Annotated in this window: 18 protein-coding genes; 11 read left to right on the top strand and 7 right to left on the bottom strand. The window is 67.9% G+C overall.

The window, feature by feature from the left end; all coding sequences use genetic code 11:
- Positions 1 to 9 precede the first annotated feature (9 nt).
- From CFB41_RS02790 to CFB41_RS02805, 4 genes are all read left to right on the top strand, one after another.
- Positions 10 to 816 (top strand): SDR family NAD(P)-dependent oxidoreductase, encoded by an 807-nt coding sequence (locus tag CFB41_RS02790; protein WP_089439201.1) that lies wholly within the window; start codon positions 10 to 12, stop codon positions 814 to 816.
- Between the two features lie 49 nt (positions 817 to 865).
- Positions 866 to 1,927 (top strand): aldose 1-epimerase, encoded by a 1,062-nt coding sequence (locus tag CFB41_RS02795; protein WP_089455565.1) that lies wholly within the window; start codon positions 866 to 868, stop codon positions 1,925 to 1,927.
- Positions 1,928 to 1,966: 39 nt separating this feature from the next.
- A complete protein-coding gene (gene pyrF, locus CFB41_RS02800) occupies positions 1,967 to 2,794 on the top strand; it encodes an orotidine-5'-phosphate decarboxylase (protein WP_011350899.1) in 828 nt (275 codons plus the stop codon).
- Positions 2,795 to 3,015: 221 nt separating this feature from the next.
- A complete protein-coding gene (locus CFB41_RS02805; protein WP_089439203.1) occupies positions 3,016 to 4,074 on the top strand; it encodes a phosphorylcholine phosphatase in 1,059 nt (352 codons plus the stop codon).
- A 38-nt stretch (positions 4,075 to 4,112) separates the two neighbouring features.
- Here the strand turns inward: CFB41_RS02805 and CFB41_RS02810 are convergent, their stop codons facing one another.
- From CFB41_RS02810 to thiL, 3 genes are read right to left on the bottom strand one after another with little or no spacing between them, the layout of a single operon-like run.
- Positions 4,113 to 4,613, bottom strand: a complete 501-nt coding sequence (locus CFB41_RS02810) for a CinA family protein (RefSeq protein ID WP_034186407.1) — start codon at positions 4,611 to 4,613, stop codon at positions 4,113 to 4,115.
- 31 nt (positions 4,614 to 4,644) lie between these two features.
- The gene (locus tag CFB41_RS02815; protein WP_089455566.1) at positions 4,645 to 5,196 is read right to left on the bottom strand and encodes a phosphatidylglycerophosphatase A; all 552 of its coding nucleotides are present in this window, start codon (positions 5,194 to 5,196) and stop codon (positions 4,645 to 4,647) included.
- The gene (gene thiL / locus CFB41_RS02820) at positions 5,186 to 6,184 is read right to left on the bottom strand and encodes a thiamine-phosphate kinase (RefSeq protein WP_089455567.1); all 999 of its coding nucleotides are present in this window, start codon (positions 6,182 to 6,184) and stop codon (positions 5,186 to 5,188) included. Before thiL ends, CFB41_RS02815 begins: the two co-directional genes overlap by 11 nt.
- Before the next feature lie 135 nt (positions 6,185 to 6,319).
- On the opposite strand from thiL, the gene CFB41_RS02825 reads away from it, so the two are divergent.
- The 4 genes from CFB41_RS02825 to CFB41_RS02840 all read left to right on the top strand — a co-directional run bounded on the left by CFB41_RS02825 (position 6,320) and on the right by CFB41_RS02840 (position 10,977).
- The gene (locus tag CFB41_RS02825; protein ID WP_278190120.1) at positions 6,320 to 8,662 is read left to right on the top strand and encodes an NADP-dependent malic enzyme; all 2,343 of its coding nucleotides are present in this window, start codon (positions 6,320 to 6,322) and stop codon (positions 8,660 to 8,662) included.
- Between the two features lie 378 nt (positions 8,663 to 9,040).
- The gene (locus CFB41_RS02830; protein ID WP_031398890.1) at positions 9,041 to 9,472 is read left to right on the top strand and encodes a ribonuclease domain-containing protein; all 432 of its coding nucleotides are present in this window, start codon (positions 9,041 to 9,043) and stop codon (positions 9,470 to 9,472) included.
- A gap of 16 nt (positions 9,473 to 9,488) precedes the next feature.
- Complete coding sequence (locus tag CFB41_RS02835) at positions 9,489 to 10,052, top strand: barstar family protein (RefSeq protein WP_089439207.1); 564 nt, start codon at positions 9,489 to 9,491, stop codon at positions 10,050 to 10,052.
- 223 nt (positions 10,053 to 10,275) lie between these two features.
- Positions 10,276 to 10,977, top strand: a complete 702-nt coding sequence (locus tag CFB41_RS02840) for a hypothetical protein (protein ID WP_089455568.1) — start codon at positions 10,276 to 10,278, stop codon at positions 10,975 to 10,977.
- 126 nt (positions 10,978 to 11,103) lie between these two features.
- Here the strand turns inward: CFB41_RS02840 and CFB41_RS02845 are convergent, their stop codons facing one another.
- The 3 genes from CFB41_RS02845 to speE form a co-directional block, all read right to left on the bottom strand.
- Positions 11,104 to 11,871 carry a 16S rRNA (uracil(1498)-N(3))-methyltransferase gene (locus CFB41_RS02845; RefSeq protein WP_089439209.1) on the bottom strand — a complete coding sequence of 256 codons (768 nt, stop codon included), beginning with the start codon at positions 11,869 to 11,871 and terminating at the stop codon, positions 11,104 to 11,106.
- 17 nt (positions 11,872 to 11,888) lie between these two features.
- Complete coding sequence (locus CFB41_RS02850) at positions 11,889 to 12,305, bottom strand: glyoxalase/bleomycin resistance/extradiol dioxygenase family protein (RefSeq protein WP_089455569.1); 417 nt, start codon at positions 12,303 to 12,305, stop codon at positions 11,889 to 11,891.
- 164 nt (positions 12,306 to 12,469) lie between these two features.
- Positions 12,470 to 13,327 carry a polyamine aminopropyltransferase gene (gene speE / locus CFB41_RS02855; protein ID WP_089455570.1) on the bottom strand — a complete coding sequence of 286 codons (858 nt, stop codon included), beginning with the start codon at positions 13,325 to 13,327 and terminating at the stop codon, positions 12,470 to 12,472.
- Positions 13,328 to 13,543: 216 nt separating this feature from the next.
- On the opposite strand from speE, the gene tkt reads away from it, so the two are divergent.
- Both tkt and gap read left to right on the top strand, forming a co-directional pair.
- Complete coding sequence (tkt, locus tag CFB41_RS02860) at positions 13,544 to 15,616, top strand: transketolase (protein WP_089439212.1); 2,073 nt, start codon at positions 13,544 to 13,546, stop codon at positions 15,614 to 15,616.
- An 89-nt stretch (positions 15,617 to 15,705) separates the two neighbouring features.
- A complete protein-coding gene (gene gap, locus CFB41_RS02865; protein ID WP_059500962.1) occupies positions 15,706 to 16,716 on the top strand; it encodes a type I glyceraldehyde-3-phosphate dehydrogenase in 1,011 nt (336 codons plus the stop codon).
- Positions 16,717 to 16,793: 77 nt separating this feature from the next.
- Here gap and CFB41_RS02870 read toward each other — a convergent pair whose 3' ends face one another.
- Positions 16,794 to 17,696, bottom strand: coding sequence for a LysR family transcriptional regulator (locus CFB41_RS02870; RefSeq protein WP_089439213.1), 903 nt, complete (start codon positions 17,694 to 17,696; stop codon positions 16,794 to 16,796).
- A 150-nt stretch (positions 17,697 to 17,846) separates the two neighbouring features.
- Between CFB41_RS02870 and CFB41_RS02875 the strand changes: the two genes are divergently transcribed.
- Positions 17,847 to 18,620, top strand: coding sequence for an SDR family NAD(P)-dependent oxidoreductase (locus tag CFB41_RS02875; RefSeq protein ID WP_089456538.1), 774 nt, complete (start codon positions 17,847 to 17,849; stop codon positions 18,618 to 18,620).
- Positions 18,621 to 18,623: the final 3 nt, after the last annotated feature.

Here is an 18,623-nt window from a genome sequence, read left to right on the forward strand (position 1 = left end):
ACGAACCGCATGACCATCGACACTTCCGCGCACGACCCGCACTCGGCGAGCCACGCGCGCTATGCACGGTATCCGAGCCTCGAGGATCGCGCGGTGCTGATCACGGGCGGCGCGACCGGCATCGGCGCGGCGTTCGTCGAGCACTTCGCCGAACAGGGCGCGCGCGTCGCGTTCGTCGACCTCGACGCGGCGGCCGGCGCCGCGCTCGCGGAACGCCTCGCGCACGTACGCCATGCGCCGCTGTTTCTCCCGTGCGACCTGACCGACATCGACGCGCTGCGCCATGCGATCGACGCGATCCGCGCGCGCATCGGCGCGATCGCGGTGCTCGTGAACAACGCGGCGAACGACACGCGCCACGCGATCGGCGACGTGACGCCTGCATCGTTCGACGCGGGCATCGCGGTGAACCTGCGCCACCAGTTCTTCGCCGCGCAGGCGGTGATCGACGACATGAAGCGGCAGGGCGGCGGCGCGATCATCAATCTCGGCTCGATCAGCTGGATGCTGAAGAACGGCGGCTATCCCGTCTACGTGATGGCGAAGGCGGCCGTGCAGGGGCTGACGCGCGGCCTCGCGCGCGACCTCGGCCCGTTCGGCATCCGCGTGAATTCGCTGGTGCCCGGCTGGGTGATGACCGACAAGCAGCGCCGGCTGTGGCTCGACGACGCGGGCCGCGCGGCGATCAAGGCCGGCCAGTGCCTCGATGCCGAACTGCTGCCCGCCGATCTCGCGCGGATGGCGCTGTTCCTCGCGGCGGACGACAGCCGGATGATCACCGCGCAGGACGTGATCGTCGACGGCGGCTGGGCCTGACCGTTCGCACGACCCGCATCGTTTCTTCGACGAAGGAAAGGAGTTCACCATGACCGCCACGTCCTCGAGCGCATCGTCGTCCACCAGCCAGTCGCGCCGCGCGCGCCTGGCCGCCGCCGCGCAGCCGGTCAGCCCCGGCCCGCAGACGGCAGCCTTCGCGCAGGGCGTCGGCGCCGCGCATGCGGCGGCCGTCACGCTGTCGAACGCATCGCTGCGGCTCGATGTGCTGCCGCATCTGGGCGGCGGCATCGCGCGCTTCGACTGGCGCGGCGACAATGGCGCGCTGATGCCGGTGTTCCGCCGCTGCGAGCACCCGGAGACGGCGACGGACCCGAACGAGCTCGCGTGCTATCCGCTGCTGCCTTACTCGAACCGGATCGGCGACGGGCGCTTCGAGTGCGACGGGCGCAAGGTCGCGGTGCCGCGCAACCGCCGCGACGAGCCGCTGCCGATCCACGGCGACGGCTGGCTCGCGGCGTGGCAGGTGGACGATGCGACCGGCACGTCGCTGCAACTGTCGCTCGACCGCACCGCCGGCGCGCCGTATGCGTTCCGCGCGATCCAGTCGTACGAGCTCGACGACGCGACGCTGTCGATCGCGCTGACGATCGAGAACGCGGGGCGTGCGCGGCTGCCGTTCGGGCTCGGCGTGCATCCGTTCCTCGTTCGCGATGCCGCGACCGAACTGGCGGCGGCTGCCGGCGGGTTGTGGCTGTCGGGCGCGGATTTCCTGCCGGTGCGGCACGTGAGCGTGCCGCCGGCGTGGCAGTTCGGCGTCGCGTATCCGCTGCCGGCCACGCTCGTCAATCATGCGTTCACCGGCTGGGGCGGCCACGCGACGGTGAGCTGGCCGCGCCGCGGGTTGTCGCTGACGGTGGCGGCCGACGCCGACGCGTACGTGCTCTACACGCCGCCCGGCGAGGATTTCTTCTGCTTCGAGCCGGTCGATCATCCGATCAATGCGGTGAACCTGCCGGGCGGCGCGACCGCGCACGGGATGACGCTGCTCGCGCCCGGCGAGCGGCTCACGCGGCGTTTCGCGTTCACCGTCGAGCGCGCCGATGCGCGCGGCAATGCGGCTTCGCGCGAGGCACGCCGGCGACGCGGGTAAAATACGCGGTCTACCAACGGTTTGCCGCGAGTACCCGCCATGTCTTCCCCGCTTACTTTCATCGAATCGCTGCGCGCCGCGTGGCAGCGCACGAATTCGCTGCTGTGCGTCGGCCTCGATCCCGAGCCGTCGCGCTTTCCCGTGCAGTTCGACGGCCAGCCCGATGCGATCTTCGAATTCTGCCGGCAGATCGTCGACGCGACCGCGCAATACGCGAGCGCGTTCAAGCCGCAGATCGCCTACTTCGCCGCGCATCGCGCGGAAGACCAGCTCGAACGGCTGATCGCGCACATCCACCTCCAGCATCCGGGCCTCCCGGTGATCCTCGACGCGAAGCGCGGCGACATCGGCAGCACGGCCGAGCAGTACGCGCGCGAAGCGTTCGAGCGCTACCGCGCGGATGCCGTCACCGTGAACCCGTACATGGGCTACGACTCGGTCGAGCCGTACTTCGAGCACGAAGGCAAGGGCGTGATCGTGCTGTGCCGCACGTCGAACCCGGGTGGCTCCGACCTGCAGTTCCTCGACACGAACGGTCGGCCGCTGTACCAGGTCGTCGCCGATCTCGCGGCGAACAAGTGGAACGCGAAGAACGGCCAGCTCGGCCTCGTCGTCGGCGCGACGTTCCCGAAGGAAATCGAGATCGTGCGCGGGATCGTCGGCGACATGCCGCTGCTGATCCCCGGCATCGGCGCGCAGGGCGGCGACGTGCAGGCGACCGTCAACGCGGGCCGCACGGCCGACGGCACCGGCATGATGATCAACTCGTCGCGCGCGATCCTGTACGCGAGCAAGGGCGAGGATTTCGCCGAAGCTGCGGCGCTCGCCGCGCAGAAGACGCGCGACACGATCAACGCGCATCGTTGACCGGTTGCACCGGTTGCCCGTCCGGGCAGCCGGTTCCGGCGGGCTCCCACGCGCGAGCCCGGCGCTTTCCTCCCGTTTTTCCGCTCCTCCGCCCGCCCGGCCCGCACTGGCGCACGCGGACAACTTCCCGTCGCTTCCGCACCGCATCCCCGCGCGCCAATCGCGCGATGCTGCCGCTTGTCATCGATCCGTAACGAAAATGTCAAGAAAGGAGCGACGCCATGCCCAAGCTGTCCCGACGTCTTCTGAGCGCGCTTGCCGCATCGTTGTGCATGAGCTTCGCCCATGCGGCGGACCTCTCGCACTGGCCGGCCGATAGCGCGAAGGCGCTGAACGAGATGATCGCCGCGCACGCGCACCGTGGCGACTACGCGGTGTTCGACGCCGACAACACGACCTACCGCTACGACCTCGAGGAGTCGCTGCTGCCGTACCTCGAGCGTCGCGGCGTGCTGACGCGCGACACGCTCGACCCGTCGCTGAAGCTGATCCCGTTCAAGGACTCCGCCGACTACCGGGAATCGCTGACGAGCTATTACTACCGGCTGTGCGAAATCGACGACCTGGTCTGCTACCCGTGGATCGCGCAGGCGTTCGCCGGGCAGTCGCTGGCCGACCTGAAGCGTCACGTCGACGCGATGCTCGCCGACGGCCAGCCGATCCCGATCCGCTACTGGCAGGGCGACAAGGTGGTCGACGGCACGGTGAACCCGCCGCGTTTCTTCCGCGGGATGCAGGAGCTGTACAACGCGCTGCGCGAGAACGGGATCGAGGTCTACGTGATGACGGCCGCGCACGAGGAGCTCGCGCGGCTCGTGCTGTCCGACCCGAAGTACGGCTACAACGTGAAGCCGCAGAACGTGATCGGCGTGACGACGCTGCTGCGCAACCCGGCGACCGGTGCGCTGACCACCTCGCGGTTGCAGATCAAGGCCGGCCAGTACGACGAAGCCGCGAACCGCAGCCTGGTGATCACGCCGTTCCTGATGAACCCGATGACGTGGTACGAAGGCAAGCTCGGCTCGATCGTCGGCTGGATCGACCAGTGGAAGAAGCCGGTGCTCGTCGCGGGCGACACGCCGACGTCCGACGGCTACATGCTGCTGAACGCGACCGACGTCGCGCGCGGCGGCGTGCGCGTGTGGGTGAACAAGAAGGACAAGCAGATGGCGCAGATCCGCGCGTGGTCGGACGAATCGGCCGCGCGGCAGAAGTCGCTCGGCCTGCCGGTGACGGCGGACAAGAACTGGATCGTCGTGAAGCCCGACGCGATCCAGTAAGCGGGCAGGCGGGGGCGCGGCGCGCGCCTCCGGCCCGATCAGCCCTCGCGCTCGTCGAGCAGCTTCAGCAGCCCGCGCAGCGCATGCGCGGCGGCCTGCGTGCGGATCTGTTCGCGGTCGCCCTTGAACACGAGCGTTTCGACGTCGGTATGCAGCCGGTTGCTCCAGCCGAACGACACGGTGCCGACCGGCTTCTTCTCGCTGCCGCCTGCGGGGCCCGCGATGCCGGTGACGGACAGCGCGACCTGCGCGCGGCTGTTGCGCAGCGCGCCTTCGGCCATCGCGCGCGCGACCGGCTCGCTGACGGCGCCGTGCTTGTCGATCAGGTCGGGCGGCACGCCGATCATCTCGATCTTGGCCTGGTTCGAGTACGTGACAAAGCCGCGCTCGAACCACTGGCTGCTGCCGGAGATATCGGTGATCGCCGCGGCGATCATGCCGCCGGTGCAGGATTCGGCGGTGGCGAGCGTCAGGTGCTCGTCACGCAGCTTGTTGCCTGCGCGGATCGCAAGCTGGTGGACGACGGAATCGGTTGGCATGCGCGTCGGGAAACGGAAGTCGGAAAATCGGTCAGCCGACGACGGAGCGCCACAGGGCGATCACGAGCAGCGTCATGAACGCGGCGACCAGGTCGTCGACCATGATGCCGAGCCCGCCTTTCAGGCGGCGGTCGAAATAGCGGATCGGCGGCGGCTTGAGCATGTCGAAGAAGCGGAACGCGACGAACGCCCACAACTGGCCGACGAAGGTCGCGGGCGTGACGAACAGCATCACGAGCCAGATCGCGACGATCTCGTCCCAGACGACGGCGCCCGGATCGGCCGAGCCCATCTTCCTCGCGGTGAAACCGGTCAGCCACGTGCCGGCCACGAAGCCGGCCGCGATCAGCGCCCACCATTCGGGCACCGTCAGGTAGCGGTTGAGCACGACGAACGTCAGCCAGCCGAACAGCGAGCCGAACGTGCCGGGCATGATCGGCGCGAGCCCGCTGCCGAAGCCGAGCGACACGATGTGCGCCGGGTGCGACAGCATGAAACGCGCGGTCGCGCGCCGCGGCGCGTTGCCGCCGGATGCGGCGCCGGGCTCGGCCGCGGTGTGCGCGGGCGTCGGGTCAGTCTGCATGGAAGTGGTCGAAGCCGTGCAACGTGAGAGCGAGGGGCGCGCCGGCCGCGTCGCGCCACGTGATCGCGGGCTGCTCCGACGGCGCGGACAACGCGCGTATTGTACCGATTCGGGTAACCGCCACGCCGGCCGTCACGCCCGCCGCCTCGACCGCCGCGCGGGCCGCCGCCGGCGCGGTGAAGCACAGTTCGTAATCGTCGCCGCCGGCCAGCGTGCAGCGGCGCTGCACGTCGGGCGCCAGCGTCGCGAGCGCGGCCGAGCGCGGCACCGCGTCGGCATCGATCTCGGCGCGCACGTTCGAGCGGGCCAGGATGTGCTGCAGGTCGCCGGCGAGGCCGTCCGAGAGGTCGAGCGCCGCGTGCGCGACGCCCGCGAGCGCGAGGCCGAGCGCGATGCGCGGCTCGGGGTACTCGAGCGCGCGCCGGAACGCGGCTGCTTCGTTTGCACCGGCCGTCCATTCGCCGCGCGCGACGCCGAGACCGGCGCGCGCATCGCCGAGCGTGCCGGACACCCAGACGTCGTCGCCGTCGCGCGCGGCGTCACGCCGCAGTACCGCGTCGGGCGCGACTTCGCCGAACACGGTCACGCACAGGTTCAGCGGGCCGCTCGTCGTGTCGCCGCCGATCAGCTCGCAGCGGTAGCGCTCGGCGAGCGCGAACAGCCCGTTGCTGAACGCTTCCAGCCATGCAGCGTCGGCCCGCGGCAGCGCGCACGCGAGCGTGAACGCGCGGGGCTCGGCGCCCATCGCCGCGAGGTCGGACAGGTTGACCGCGAGCGTCTTGTGGCCGAGCGCGTCGGGTGCGACGTCGGGGAAGAAGTGGCGGCCTTCCACCAGCATGTCCGTCGAAATGGCCAGCAATTTCCCGGATCGGGGCGCGATCAACGCGCAGTCGTCGCCGATGCCGAGCGTCGACGCGCGGGCGCCCTGCGCGGCGCGGCGCGTGAAGAAGCGTTCGATCAGCGAAAACTCGGAGAGGGCGGCTGGCACGGCGGATGGATCCGAAACGGTGGAAGGAACGGCATTGTACGAGGCGAGCGGCCGCGTTCCTGCACCGTTCAGTACAATTTTGTCGCGGCTGTTGCACCCCAATCGCCGGTCTGGCGGCCGATGATTGGCGCTACAATGCCGTCGAAGAGTTATTCTAATCCGCCCGCCAAGAGACACATGTCTACTCAAGCCTCCTCCAAAGCCAAACTTCGCGAAGCCGCGCTCGACTATCACGAATTCCCGACCCCCGGGAAAATCGCGATCGCCCCGACCAAGCAGATGATCAACCAGCGCGACCTCGCGCTCGCGTACTCGCCGGGTGTGGCGTACGCGTGCGAGGAGATCGTCGAGAATCCGCTCAACGCGGCACGCTTCACCGCGCGCAGCAACTTGGTCGGCGTCGTCACGAACGGCACGGCGGTGCTCGGTCTCGGCAACATCGGCCCGCTCGCGTCGAAGCCGGTGATGGAAGGCAAGGCGGTGCTGTTCAAGAAGTTCGCGGGCATCGACGTGTTCGACATCGAGCTGAACGAGTCGGACCCGCACAAGCTGGTGGACGTGATCGCCGCGCTGGAGCCGACCTTCGGCGGGATCAACCTGGAAGACATCAAGGCGCCGGACTGCTTCATCGTCGAGCGCGAAGCGCGCAAGCGGATGAAGATTCCGGTGTTCCACGACGACCAACACGGCACCGCGATCGTGGTGGCCGCGGCCGTCACGAACGGGCTGAAGGTCGTCAACAAGGACATCAAGAAGGTCAAGCTCGTTGCGTCCGGCGCAGGTGCGGCCGCGCTCGCGTGTCTCGACCTGCTGGTCGACATCGGCCTGCCGCTCGAGAACATCATCGTGACCGACCTGGCGGGCGTGGTCTACAAGGGCCGCACCGAGCTGATGGACCCGGACAAGGAGCGTTTCGCCCGCGAAACGGAAGCCCGGACGCTGGCCGAAGTGATCGACGGCGCGGACATCTTCCTCGGCCTGTCGGCTGCCGGCGTGCTGAAGCAGGAGATGGTGAAGGGCATGGCCGAGCGCCCGCTGATCCTCGCGCTCGCGAACCCCACGCCGGAAATCCTGCCGGAACTCGCACTCGAAGTGCGGCCGGACGCCGTGCTGGCCACGGGCCGCACCGATTACCCGAACCAGGTCAACAACGTCCTGTGCTTCCCGTTCATCTTCCGCGGCGCGCTCGACGTCGGCGCGACGACGATCACGCGTGAAATGGAGATCGCGGCCGTCAATGCGATCGCCGAGCTCGCGCAGCACGAGCAGAGCGACATCGTCGCGACCGCGTACGGCATCCAGGACCTGTCGTTCGGGCCCGAATACCTGATTCCGAAGCCGTTCGATCCGCGCCTGATCGTGAAGATCGCGCCGGCCGTCGCGCAGGCCGCGATGGACGGCGGCGTCGCGACGCGCCCGATCGAGGACATGGACGCGTACAAGCAGCACCTGCAGCAGTTCGTGTACCACAGCGGCACGACGATGAAGCCGATCTTCCAGATTGCGCGCGCCGCGCCGGAAGAGAAGAAGCGCGTCGTGTTCGCGGAAGGCGAAGAAGAGCGCGTGTTGCGCGCCGTTCAGATCATCGTCGACGAAAAACTCGCGAAGCCGATCCTGATCGGCCGCCCGTCGGTGATCGAGCACCGTATCCATCGCTACGGCCTGCGCCTGACGCCGGGTACCGATTTCACGGTCGTCAACACCGAGCACGACGAGCGCTACCGCGATTTCTGGCAGACGTACTACAAGATGATGGCGCGCAAGGGCATCAGCGAGCAGCTCGCGCGCGTCGAGATGCGCCGCCGCACGACGCTGATCGGCTCGATGCTGGTGAAGAAGGGCGAAGCGGACGGGATGATCTGCGGCACGATCAGCACCACGCACCGCCACCTGCACTTCATCGACCAGGTGATCGGCAAGCGCCCGGGCTGCAGCGTGTACGCCGCAATGAACGGCCTCGTGCTGCCGGGCCGCCAGATTTTCCTCGTCGACACGCACGTGAACGTCGATCCGACCCCGGAAGAGCTGGCCGAGATCACGATCATGGCCGCGGAAGAAGTGCGCCGCTTCGGCATCGAGCCGAAGGTCGCGCTGCTGTCGCACTCGAATTTCGGCACGAGCAACGCGCCTTCGGCGAAGAAGATGCGCGATACGCTCACGATCCTGCAGGAACGTGCGCCGGAGCTGAAGGTGGACGGCGAGATGCACGGCGACGTCGCGCTCGACGCGGCGCTGCGCAAGGAGATCCTGCCGGAATCGACGCTGGAAGGCGAAGCGAACCTGCTGATCCTGCCGAACATCGACGCCGCGAACATCGCGTACAACCTGCTGAAGACGGCCGCGGGCAACAACATCGCGATCGGGCCGATCCTGCTGGGTGCGGCGCAGCCGGTGCACGTGCTGACCGAATCGGCGACCGTTCGCCGCATCGTCAACATGGCGGCGCTGCTGGTCGCCGACGTGAACGCCACGCGCTGAGCCAGAACGAACGCGCCAGGCCGGTCGAACCGGCGTGGCGCGTCGGGCGAAATTGTAAACAAAAGCAAAAAGAGGCGTGCCCGCAATGGGCACGCCGCGGGCAGGGCGCAAACGCGCTTCCCTCAAGCAACATCAGCATCTCTCTCCACTCAGCGTAGCCGGCATGGCAAGGAGGCAGAGTCTTGCCATGCCAGAGATGCTGCCCGCATTTTAGCTCATGTAAGATAAATGTAGTGTGATTTCGGTAAAAAATGCGCAATTCCGGGTATCACTGGCCTTTCGATTCCCAAACGGACATTGATTCGCGCGGCCAATAACGCTACGCTAACGCCTTTGTTGGTCGTCAACTACTTGATTTAACAGCGGGAACCCTGGTTCATGGCACGCAAGTGGCTCCGCAACGGCGCGCTCGCGTCCGTCTTCGCGATGTTCGCGATGGGTATCGTCGGCACGCCGACGGGCAGTCTGGTTTCCGCCGCTTACGCACGGGAGGCCGTTCCGGCCGACGTGGCGGCGAGCGGGCTCGATACGATTCCGACCGCTCGTCTTCCGCGCGAGGCCGTGACCACGCTGGGCCTGATCGGCGCCGGCGGTCCCTATCCGTACGAGAAAGACGGCGTCGTGTTTGGCAACCGCGAGCGGATCCTGCCGAAAGCGAAGCGCGGCTACTACCATGAGTACACGGTGCCGACGCCGCGTGCCCGCAATCGCGGGGCGCGCCGGATCGTCTGCGGCGGGCCATTGCGCCGGATCGACAACTGTTATTACACGGGCGACCACTACAACAGTTTTAAACGTATTGTTGAATGACTTCGGGACGAATGGCATGAGCGACTCCATCTACGCGCACGAAACGGCGGCGGCGGAACTGTTCGCGGCCGGCGACGGCAATCTGTTTCAGCGCGTGATCCAACTGCACGCGGCGGCGCAGGCCGGCGGCACGCCGGAGCAACAGGAAGCCGAGCCCGGGCTTTCATCGAACGAGGAGCCTATGAGCCTTTTCACGACCGTGCGACCCAATCTCGTGCAGTCGATCCGCGCGTTCCGCGTGCAGGATCTTGCCGACGAAGCCGGCCGGCTCGGCCAGCATTTCCTGTATGCGTTTTGCGGCGCCGCGCAATCGAAGCAGGAAGTGATGGAAACGATCGCGACGTCGTTCCTGTTCCCGAAGCATTTCGGGAAGAACTACGACGCGCTGTACGACTCCCTGACCGACCTCGTCGCGAAGGCCGGCGCGCAGCCCGGTTTCGTGATCGTCCTCGAAGGGCTGCCGATCGCGCAGAAGTTCGACAAGGAAGGGCGCGAGACGCTACTCGACGTGTTCCGCGAGGCGGCCGAATTCTGGGCCGAGCGCAAGGTCGCGTTTCGCGTGTTCTATTCGTTCGCGTAAGCGCACGTCGGCCCGCGGCCGGTTCGGCGAATCACCCTTCGGAAGCCCGCTTCGAGCGGGCTTTTTTGCACCTGCGTGATGCGGACGGGCTGGAACGGCGCGTGGCCCGCTGACATTGTCCTTTCATCCGGCACCTTTTTTCGAGACAATCTCGATCGGCCCGGTCGCGGCAGCGGCCGCATCGGGCGCATACAACAAACCATCGAGAGAGGGCTGTCTTCCCATGAATATTTCCCGTTCCGCACGCGCCGTCGTGCTGCCCCTGCTGGTCGTGGCGGGCGCCGCGCATGCGGCGCCGCTCACGCCCGAGCAGACCGTCGACCTTTACATCGGCGCATTCGTCAACGGCGATGTGTCGAAAGCCCGCGAATTCAACGATGCGGTGCGCACGAGTTACGGCGGCAAGGACGCGCTCAACGTCGACGTTCTGTCGAAGATGGGCGATTCGATGCGCAAGGACATGGCCGAAGACTTGCTGGCGCCGATGCCGCCGAAGGCGAGTGCCGCATTGCGTCCGTCGGTGCAGAGCATGGCCGCAGCCTATCAGCGTGCGATCAATCGCTCGGAGTGCAAGCCAACCGGGTCGTCGCAGCAACCGAACTCGGCTCGCGAGGGCGAGACGATCGCGACGGTTGAATTTGCGTGCCGCGTCCCGGATGTGAGGCCCGGCGCGAAGGCGCTGGAGGCGAAGCTCGGCAACGGCCGTCTGAAGAATGATGCAGCCCGGATTGCCGCGTTCAATGCGATCTTCTCCGGCATGGCGAAGGTGCTGGACGCAGCGCCGGTCACGTACCCCGTGACGGGCAAGATCGATGTCTACAGCCTCGGCGGCGGCTGGACGACCGGCAGCCCGCAAGACGTGCTGACGCCGGTGCTCGATGCGTTGTCAGAAGCGATGCCGCATGGCTCGTCGAGCGACAAGTAAGTCGCGATAGACCGCTGCATCGCAACGGGCCGCATTCCCGCGGCGATGCCGGCCGCGTATCGCGCAGCGGCCGGGTGGCGTGCGGTCAGGGCGTGTTGCGCCGTCTTGCGCAGGCACGACTACTCATCACCACCCGCCCCAGCGCGCCGCGAGCGCGGCGAGCACGGCCGCGCCGGCCGTCTCGGTACGCAGCACGCGGGGGCCGAGCGACAGCGCGGTGAACCCGCGCGCGCGGGCCGCATTTTCCTCGTCGGGCGACAGCCCGCCTTCCGGCCCGATCAGCAGCGTGACGGTTGCAGCGGGCGGCGTGCCGGGCAGCGACGCGAACGGGATGCTCGCGCGCGGCGACAGCAGCAGCCGCAGTTCGCCGTCGGCCGGTGCCGCCGGCAGCGTATCGAGCCACGCGTTGAAGCCGGCGACCGGCGCGACGTCGGGCACGCGGTTGCGCCCGCATTGCTCGCACGATGCGCGCACGACGCCGCGCCAGTGCGCGACGCGCTTGTCCGCGCGCTCGCCGGCGAGCTTCACGACGCCGCGCGCGGTCGACAGCGGCACGACCGCCGTCACGCCGAGCTCGACGGCCTTCTCGATCACCCAGTCCATCTTGTCGCCGCCGGCGATGCCTTGCGCGAGCGTCACGCGATAGGGCGGCTCGGCCTCGGCCGGTTCGAACGTGTCGATCTGCGCGAGTGCGCTGCGCTTGTCGATCTCGACGAGCCGTGCGCGGTACTGGCCGCCGGTGCCGTCGAACAGCGCGAGCACGTCGCCGGGCTGCAGGCGCAGCACCTGTGCGTGGCGCGCGACCTCGGCCGGCAACGCGAGCGTGGCGTCGGCGCGCAGGGCTGCGTCGACGAAAAAGCGCGGCACGGCCGCGGTGGTGGTGGCTTCGTTCATGCGTGTAACGGTTGGGGTCATGCGTCGAGACGGCGCCCGAGCGCCCATCGGTAGCCGTCGAGATCCTCGATCTGTGCGAACCGGTCGCCCCAGAACTGATCCTGCGGCGCGCTCAGCGACTTCGCGCCCGCGTCGAGCGCGCGCTGCCAGGTGGCGTCGACGTCGTCGACATACAGGTAGAACGATTGCGGCGCGGTGGCGTTCGCACTTTTCGGTGTGCGCGCGGTCGAGCCGAATGCGCCTTCGGGCGCGAACATCACGATCAGCTGGCCGCGATAGGCCATCTCGACGTGCATGATCGCGCCGTCTTCGTCGTGCACGTCGCGCAGCTCGAAGCCGAATGCGGCCTTGAAGAAATCGATGGCCGCGCGCGCGTTGCGTACGGCCAGGTAGGGCGTCAACCAAGGCACGTTGGCCGGACGTGGATCGGTCATGAAAATCTCCTGTGGGGGCGCTCGGGCACGTGTTCTGATTCCATGCCCGGGCGTTCGTTCAGGGGGGGCGGCACGGCGTCCAGGACGTTCCGCCTCGGTGCCATGCATCACGAATCCTGCAAGGACGCGATGGAAAAACGGAAGCGTGGCGGCCGCGCGGACGCTCAGCGGCGAACGCCCAGTGTATCGCGCAGCGCGCGCGGCAGGGCAAAGAGGGACGCATGCAGCCGCGCGTCGTAGTAGCGCAAGCCCTGGACGCGGCGGGCCGCGAGCCGTTCGTCGATGTCGTGGGCGAACAGCGCTGCCGCGTCGAGCGTGTCGCTCGCGATCGCCATCAGCCACTGCGAGCCGTACAGCGGCACGTGCGCGGACAACGGATCGACGACCGCGAAGCTCGCGCGGAGGTCGTCGAGCAGCGCGGCGATGCGCGCCGCGTGGAACACCGGCGAGCCGAGGTGCATCGAGATCGCGCCGCACGGCGTCAGGATCCGCTTGAGCCGCGCATAGAACGCGCGGGTATAGAGGCCGGCCGCCGGCGAATCGGGCGGCGTGAGGTCGAACACGACGAGATCGAAATGCTCGACGGTCGACTCGACGAAATGCGCGGCGTCGCCGATCACGACCTCGACGCGCGGGTCGTCGAGCGCGCCCTGGTGCACGTCGTCGAGATACCGGCGCGCCATCCCGACCACCTCGTCGTCGAGTTCCGCGATCACGATCCGCGCGATGCACGCATGCTTGAGCAACTGGCGCGCCGCACCGCCGTCGCCGCCGCCGAGCACGAGCGCCTTGCGCGGCGACGGATGCGCGAGCGCGGCCGGGTGCGTCATGCACTCGTGATAGACGTACTCGTCGCCGACCGACGTCATCGGCCGGCCGTCCAGCGTGAACAGGCGGCCGAGCTGCGGGGTTTCCCAGACCTCGATCCGCTGGTGCGGCGACGCGACGTGCGCGAGCCGCCGGGCGTTCGGGAAGCCGTAGGCGGAGTCGGGCGTAGGGTGGAAAAGGAGAGTCGTGCTCACGGGCGGGCCACTCAGGGCTGGCAGTTCCGACGTCTGAATTATAGGAGGCGGGCGGTTTGACGGAAAACCGTGCCGGAACACTACTCGCCGACAAGGGAAATGTCAGCCCATCTGTTAAAATGACGAGCTTTGCAGCCCCGTCCGTAGGCTCCGTCCGCTTCGCGTCCGTCAGGCGCCGCACCGCGCGCCGGGAACGATTGACGCTCGAGCTTCCGGATGCCGCCGTGCCCCCGTTTCCTCGACTCGTTCTCCGGACTCGACATGACGACTTCGTCTCCCGCCTCCACCACCCTGATGGCCAATGCGATCCGTGCGCTCGCAATGGACGCCGTCCAGCAAGCGAACTCCGGCCACCCCGGCATGCCGATGGGCATGGCCGAAATCGGCGTCGCGCTCTGGTCGCGCCATCTGAAGCACAACCCGACGAACCCGCACTGGGCAGACCGCGACCGCTTCGTGCTGTCGAACGGCCATGGCTCGATGCTGCTGTACTCGCTGCTGCATCTGACCGGCTACGACCTGCCGATCGAAGAGCTGAAGAATTTCCGCCAGCTGCACTCGAAGACGCCGGGCCACCCGGAATACGGCATCACGCCGGGCGTCGAGACGACCACCGGCCCGCTCGGCCAGGGTCTCGCGAACGCGGTCGGCATGGCGCTCGGCGAAGCGCTGATGGCCGACGAGTTCAACCGTGACGGCGCGAAGATCGTCGATCACCACACGTACGTGTTCCTCGGCGACGGCTGCCTGATGGAAGGCATCTCGCACGAAGCCTGCTCGCTCGCCGGCACGCTGAAGCTGAACAAGCTGATCGCGCTGTACGACGACAACGGCATCTCGATCGACGGCGACGTCGTGAACTGGTTCCACGACGACACCCCGAAGCGTTTCGAAGCGTACGGCTGGAACGTGATCCCGAACGTGAACGGCCATGACGTCGACGCGGTCGACGCAGCCATCGCGAAGGCGAAGCTGTCGGACAAGCCGACGCTGATCTGCTGCAAGACGGTGATCGGCCAGGGCGCGGCGACCAAGGCCGGCGGCCACGACGTGCACGGCGCGGCGCTCGGCGCGGAAGAAATCGCGAAGACGCGCGCGGCGCTCGGCTGGACCTGGGAACCGTTCGTGATTCCGCAGGAAGTCTACGCGGCATGGGACGCGAAGGAAGCCGGCAAGCGCGCGGAAAGCGAATGGGATGCGACGTTCGCGGCCTATCGCGCGAAGTTCCCGGCAGAAGCTGCGGAATTCGAGCGCCGGATGGCCAACCGGCTGCCGGCGGACTGGGCTGAAAAGGCTGCGGCGATCATCGCCGGCGCGAACGAGCGTGGCGAGACGGTGGCGACCCGCAAGGCGTCGCAGCAGGCGATCGAAGGCCTGGCTGCCGCCCTACCCGAACTGCTCGGCGGCTCGGCCGACCTGACCGGCTCGAACCTGACCAACTGGAAGGCATCGAAGGCCGTCCGTGCGAATCCGGAAGGCCCGGGCGTCCAGCTGGGCAACCACATCAACTACGGCGTGCGCGAATTCGGCATGAGCGCCGCGATCAACGGCCTCGCGCTGCACGGCGGCCACAAGCCGTTCGGCGGCACGTTCCTGACGTTCTCCGACTACAGCCGCAACGCGCTGCGCGTGGCGGCGCTGATGAAGGTGCCGTCGATCTTCGTGTTCACGCACGATTCGATCGGCCTCGGCGAAGACGGCCCGACGCACCAGTCGATCGAGCACGTGTCGAGCCTGCGCCTGATTCCGAACCACGACGTATGGCGTCCGGCCGACACGGTCGAGACGGCCGTCGCCTGGACCCACGCGGTCGCTGCCGACCGTCCGTCGAGCCTGATCTTCAGCCGCCAGAACCTGGCGTTCAACCCGCGTACCGATGCGCAGATCGCGAACATCGAGAAGGGCGGCTACGTGCTGAAGGACTGGGACGACGAGATCGTCGCGCGCAAGATCATCCTGATCGCGACGGGCTCGGAAGTCGAACTCGCGATGAAGGCCGTCGAGCCGCTCGCGCAGCAAGGCATCGCGGCACGTGTCGTGTCGATGCCGTCGACCAACGTGTTCGACCGCCAGGACGCCGAATACCGTGAGCGCGTGCTGCCGCACGGCGTGCGCCGCGTCGCGATCGAAGCGGGCGTGACGAGCTTCTGGCACAAGTACGTCGGCCTCGAAGGCGGCGTCGTCGGGATCGACACGTTCGGCGAATCGGCGCCGGCCGGCGTGCTGTTCAAGTACTTCGGCTTCACCGTCGAGCACGTCGTCGAGACCGCCAAGGCCGTGCTGGCCTAAAGAGACAGACGCGACGCGCGCCACCCCTCGCGCGCGTCGCACCGTGAAGCTGCACGAAACGAATTTTTTCAGCCATCAGGAGATAGACCATGACGATTCGCGTCGCAATCAACGGCTACGGCCGCATCGGCCGCAATACGCTGCGCGCGTTCTACGAGAACGGCAAGAAGCACGACATCGAGATCGTCGCGATCAACGATCTGGGCGATGCGAAGACCAACGCGCACCTGACCCAGTACGACACCGCGCACGGCAAGTTCCCGGGTGAAGTGTCGGTCGACGGCGACTACCTCGTCGTGAACGGCGACAAGATCCGCGTGCTGGCGAACCGCAACCCGGCCGAACTGCCGTGGGGCGAGCTGGGCGTCGACGTCGTGATGGAATGCACGGGCTTCTTCACGACGAAGGAAAAGGCCAGCGCGCACCTGAAGGGCGGCGCGAAGAAGGTGATCATCTCGGCACCGGGCGGCAAGGATGTCGACGCGACGATCGTCTACGGCGTGAACCACGACGTGCTGAAGGCCGAGCACACCGTCATCTCGAACGCATCGTGCACGACGAACTGCCTCGCGCCGCTCGTCAAGCCGCTGAACGACAAGATCGGCCTCGAAACCGGCCTGATGACGACGATCCACGCGTACACGAACGACCAGGTGCTGACGGACGTCTATCACGAAGACCTGCGCCGCGCGCGTTCGGCCACGCACAGCCAGATCCCGACGAAGACGGGCGCTGCTTCGGCCGTCGGCCTCGTGCTGCCGGAACTGAACGGCAAGCTCGACGGCTACGCGATCCGCGTCCCGACGATCAACGTGTCGATCGTCGACCTGTCGTTCATCGCGAAGCGCGACACGACGGTCGAGGAAGTCAACGCGATCATGAAGGAAGCATCGGAAGGCGCGCTGAAGGGTATCCTCGGCTACAACGACGCACCGCTGGTGTCGATCGACTTCAACCACAACCCGGCTTCGTCGACGTTCGACGCCACGCTGACCAAGGTGTCGGGCCGCCTCGTGAAGGTGTCGAGCTGGTACGACAACGAGTGGGGTTTCTCGAACCGCATGCTGGATACGGCTGTCGCATTCGCGAACGCGAAGTAATCCCGCACGTTGCGCGGCCGCCGCAAGGCGGCCTGCGCGGCGAACGAGCCCGGCCCGGTTTTTCCGGCCGGGCTTTTTTATGGCCCGCCGTTATGGCTCGATGCGGCCGTCACCTGCTCGAGCGCGGCGACGAACGCCCGCTTCAGCGGGCTGTCGAGGTCGGTCCACGCGAGGCCGATGCCGGTGCGGTGCCCGGCCAGGTCGAGCGGCCGCGCGAGCACGTTCGGCGGCAGCGCGCTGGCGGCCTCCGCCGGAATCAGCCCGATGCCCATCCCCGCCGCGACGAGCGCGAGCATCGTCGTGAATTCCCCGAACTCCTGCGCGATCTCGAGCGTCGTGCCCGCGCGGCTCAGCGCGAGCAGCATGTCGTCGTGAAAGCCCGGCGCGTAGCGGCGCGCGAGCACGAACGCGGGCTGGCCGCGCAGCGCGGCCGGCGCGATCGCATCGTGCACGGCGAGCGGGTGGTCGAGCGGCAGCGCGACGACGAAACCTTCCTCGAGCACCACGCGCGTGTCGATGCCCGCATACGCGGCCGGCAGCCGGATCATCCCGAAATCGATCCGCCGGTCGCGCAGCGCGGCGATCTGGTCGGGTGTCGGCAGGTCCTTCAGCTCGAGCGTGATCAGCGGATAGCGCTCGCGCATCGTGCGCAGCACGGCCGGCAGCAGCGCGGGCAGCACCGACGACACGAACGCGATCCGCAGCGTGCCGATCTCGCCGCGGCTCGACAGCCGCGCCAGCTGTTCCGCGCGCGCGGCCTGCTGCAGCGTGGCGCGCGCTTCGGGCAGGAACACGCGCCCTGTGTCGCTCAGTTCGACCTTGTGCCGGTCGCGCTCGAACAGGCGCGCGCCGAGTTCTTCCTCGAGCGCCTTGATCTGCATGCTCAGCGCAGGCTGCACGATGAACAGGCGCTGCGCGGCGCGTCCGAAATGCAGCTCTTCCGCGAGCGTGACGAAGGCGCGCAATTGCTTGAGTTCCATGGGCGGCGGGCAGGCGAGGGCGGTGATCAAGTTTCATGATAACCGGATCAATAAAGACCATTGGCGCGCGCCCGGCCGGCAGCCGAAGATACGGTCAACGCGAGACCGGCCGCAATGGGCCGCCGGCTCGACTGGCACGAGGAGACACGCATGACCCACGCGCTTGAACGGTTCCGCCTCGACGGCCGCCGCGCATTGATTACCGGTTCCGGGCGCGGGATCGGGCTGACGCTCGCCCGCGGGCTGGCCGAAGCGGGAGCGGCGATCGTCATCAACGATCGCAATGAGGAGAAGGCCGCAGCGCTCGTGCAGCATCTGCGCGAGGCAGGCTTCACGGCCGACTACGCGGTATTCGACGTTGCCGAGCACGCGCAGGTGCGCGCGGCGATCGACGATGTCGAGGCGCGCGTCGGCGCGATCGACATCCTCGTGAACAATGCGGGCATCCAGCGCCGCGCACCGCTCGATGCGTTCGACCCCGACGACTGGCATGCGCTGATGCGCGTGAACCTCGACGGCGTGTTCAACGTCGCGCAGGCGGTCGCGCGGCACATGATCGCGCGCGGCCGCGGCAAGATCATCAACATCTGCTCGGTGCAGAGCGAGCTCGCACGGCCGACGATCGCGCCGTATGCGGCGACCAAGGGTGCGGTGCGGATGCTGACGAAAGGGATGTGCGCCGACTGGGCGCGCCACGGCATCCAGGCGAACGGCCTCGCGCCCGGCTATTTCGAAACCGAGCTCAACCGTGCGCTGGTCGACGACGCGGCGTTCTCGGACTGGCTGTGCAAGCGCACGCCGGCCGGCCGCTGGGGGCGCGTCGACGAGCTGTGCGGCGCGGCGATCTTCCTCGCGTCGGCCGCGTCCGATTTCGTGAACGGCCAGACGCTGTTCGTCGACGGCGGCTTGACCAGTGCCGTCTGACAA

This window comes from Burkholderia sp. AU33803 (assembly GCF_002223095.1).
In the GTDB taxonomy this organism is placed as follows: Bacteria; Pseudomonadota; Gammaproteobacteria; order Burkholderiales; family Burkholderiaceae; genus Burkholderia.

Bases quoted from the DNA above. Each gene is read 5' to 3' on its own strand.
- CFB41_RS02790 (WP_089439201.1), top strand. From the start codon at position 10: ATGACCATCGACACTTCCGCGCACGACCCGCACTCGGCGAGCCACGCG.
- CFB41_RS02795 (WP_089455565.1), top strand. From the start codon at position 866: ATGACCGCCACGTCCTCGAGCGCATCGTCGTCCACCAGCCAGTCGCGC.
- pyrF (WP_011350899.1), top strand. From the start codon at position 1,967: ATGTCTTCCCCGCTTACTTTCATCGAATCGCTGCGCGCCGCGTGGCAG.
- CFB41_RS02805 (WP_089439203.1), top strand. From the start codon at position 3,016: ATGCCCAAGCTGTCCCGACGTCTTCTGAGCGCGCTTGCCGCATCGTTG.
- CFB41_RS02810 (WP_034186407.1), bottom strand. From the start codon at position 4,613: ATGCCAACCGATTCCGTCGTCCACCAGCTTGCGATCCGCGCAGGCAAC.
- CFB41_RS02815 (WP_089455566.1), bottom strand. From the start codon at position 5,196: ATGCAGACTGACCCGACGCCCGCGCACACCGCGGCCGAGCCCGGCGCC.
- CFB41_RS02825 (WP_278190120.1), top strand. From the start codon at position 6,320: ATGCCGTCGAAGAGTTATTCTAATCCGCCCGCCAAGAGACACATGTCT.
- CFB41_RS02830 (WP_031398890.1), top strand. From the start codon at position 9,041: ATGGCACGCAAGTGGCTCCGCAACGGCGCGCTCGCGTCCGTCTTCGCG.
- CFB41_RS02835 (WP_089439207.1), top strand. From the start codon at position 9,489: ATGAGCGACTCCATCTACGCGCACGAAACGGCGGCGGCGGAACTGTTC.
- CFB41_RS02840 (WP_089455568.1), top strand. From the start codon at position 10,276: ATGAATATTTCCCGTTCCGCACGCGCCGTCGTGCTGCCCCTGCTGGTC.
- CFB41_RS02845 (WP_089439209.1), bottom strand. From the start codon at position 11,871: ATGAACGAAGCCACCACCACCGCGGCCGTGCCGCGCTTTTTCGTCGAC.
- CFB41_RS02850 (WP_089455569.1), bottom strand. From the start codon at position 12,305: ATGACCGATCCACGTCCGGCCAACGTGCCTTGGTTGACGCCCTACCTG.
- tkt (WP_089439212.1), top strand. From the start codon at position 13,544: ATGCCGCCGTGCCCCCGTTTCCTCGACTCGTTCTCCGGACTCGACATG.
- gap (WP_059500962.1), top strand. From the start codon at position 15,706: ATGACGATTCGCGTCGCAATCAACGGCTACGGCCGCATCGGCCGCAAT.
- CFB41_RS02870 (WP_089439213.1), bottom strand. From the start codon at position 17,696: ATGGAACTCAAGCAATTGCGCGCCTTCGTCACGCTCGCGGAAGAGCTG.
- CFB41_RS02875 (WP_089456538.1), top strand. From the start codon at position 17,847: ATGACCCACGCGCTTGAACGGTTCCGCCTCGACGGCCGCCGCGCATTG.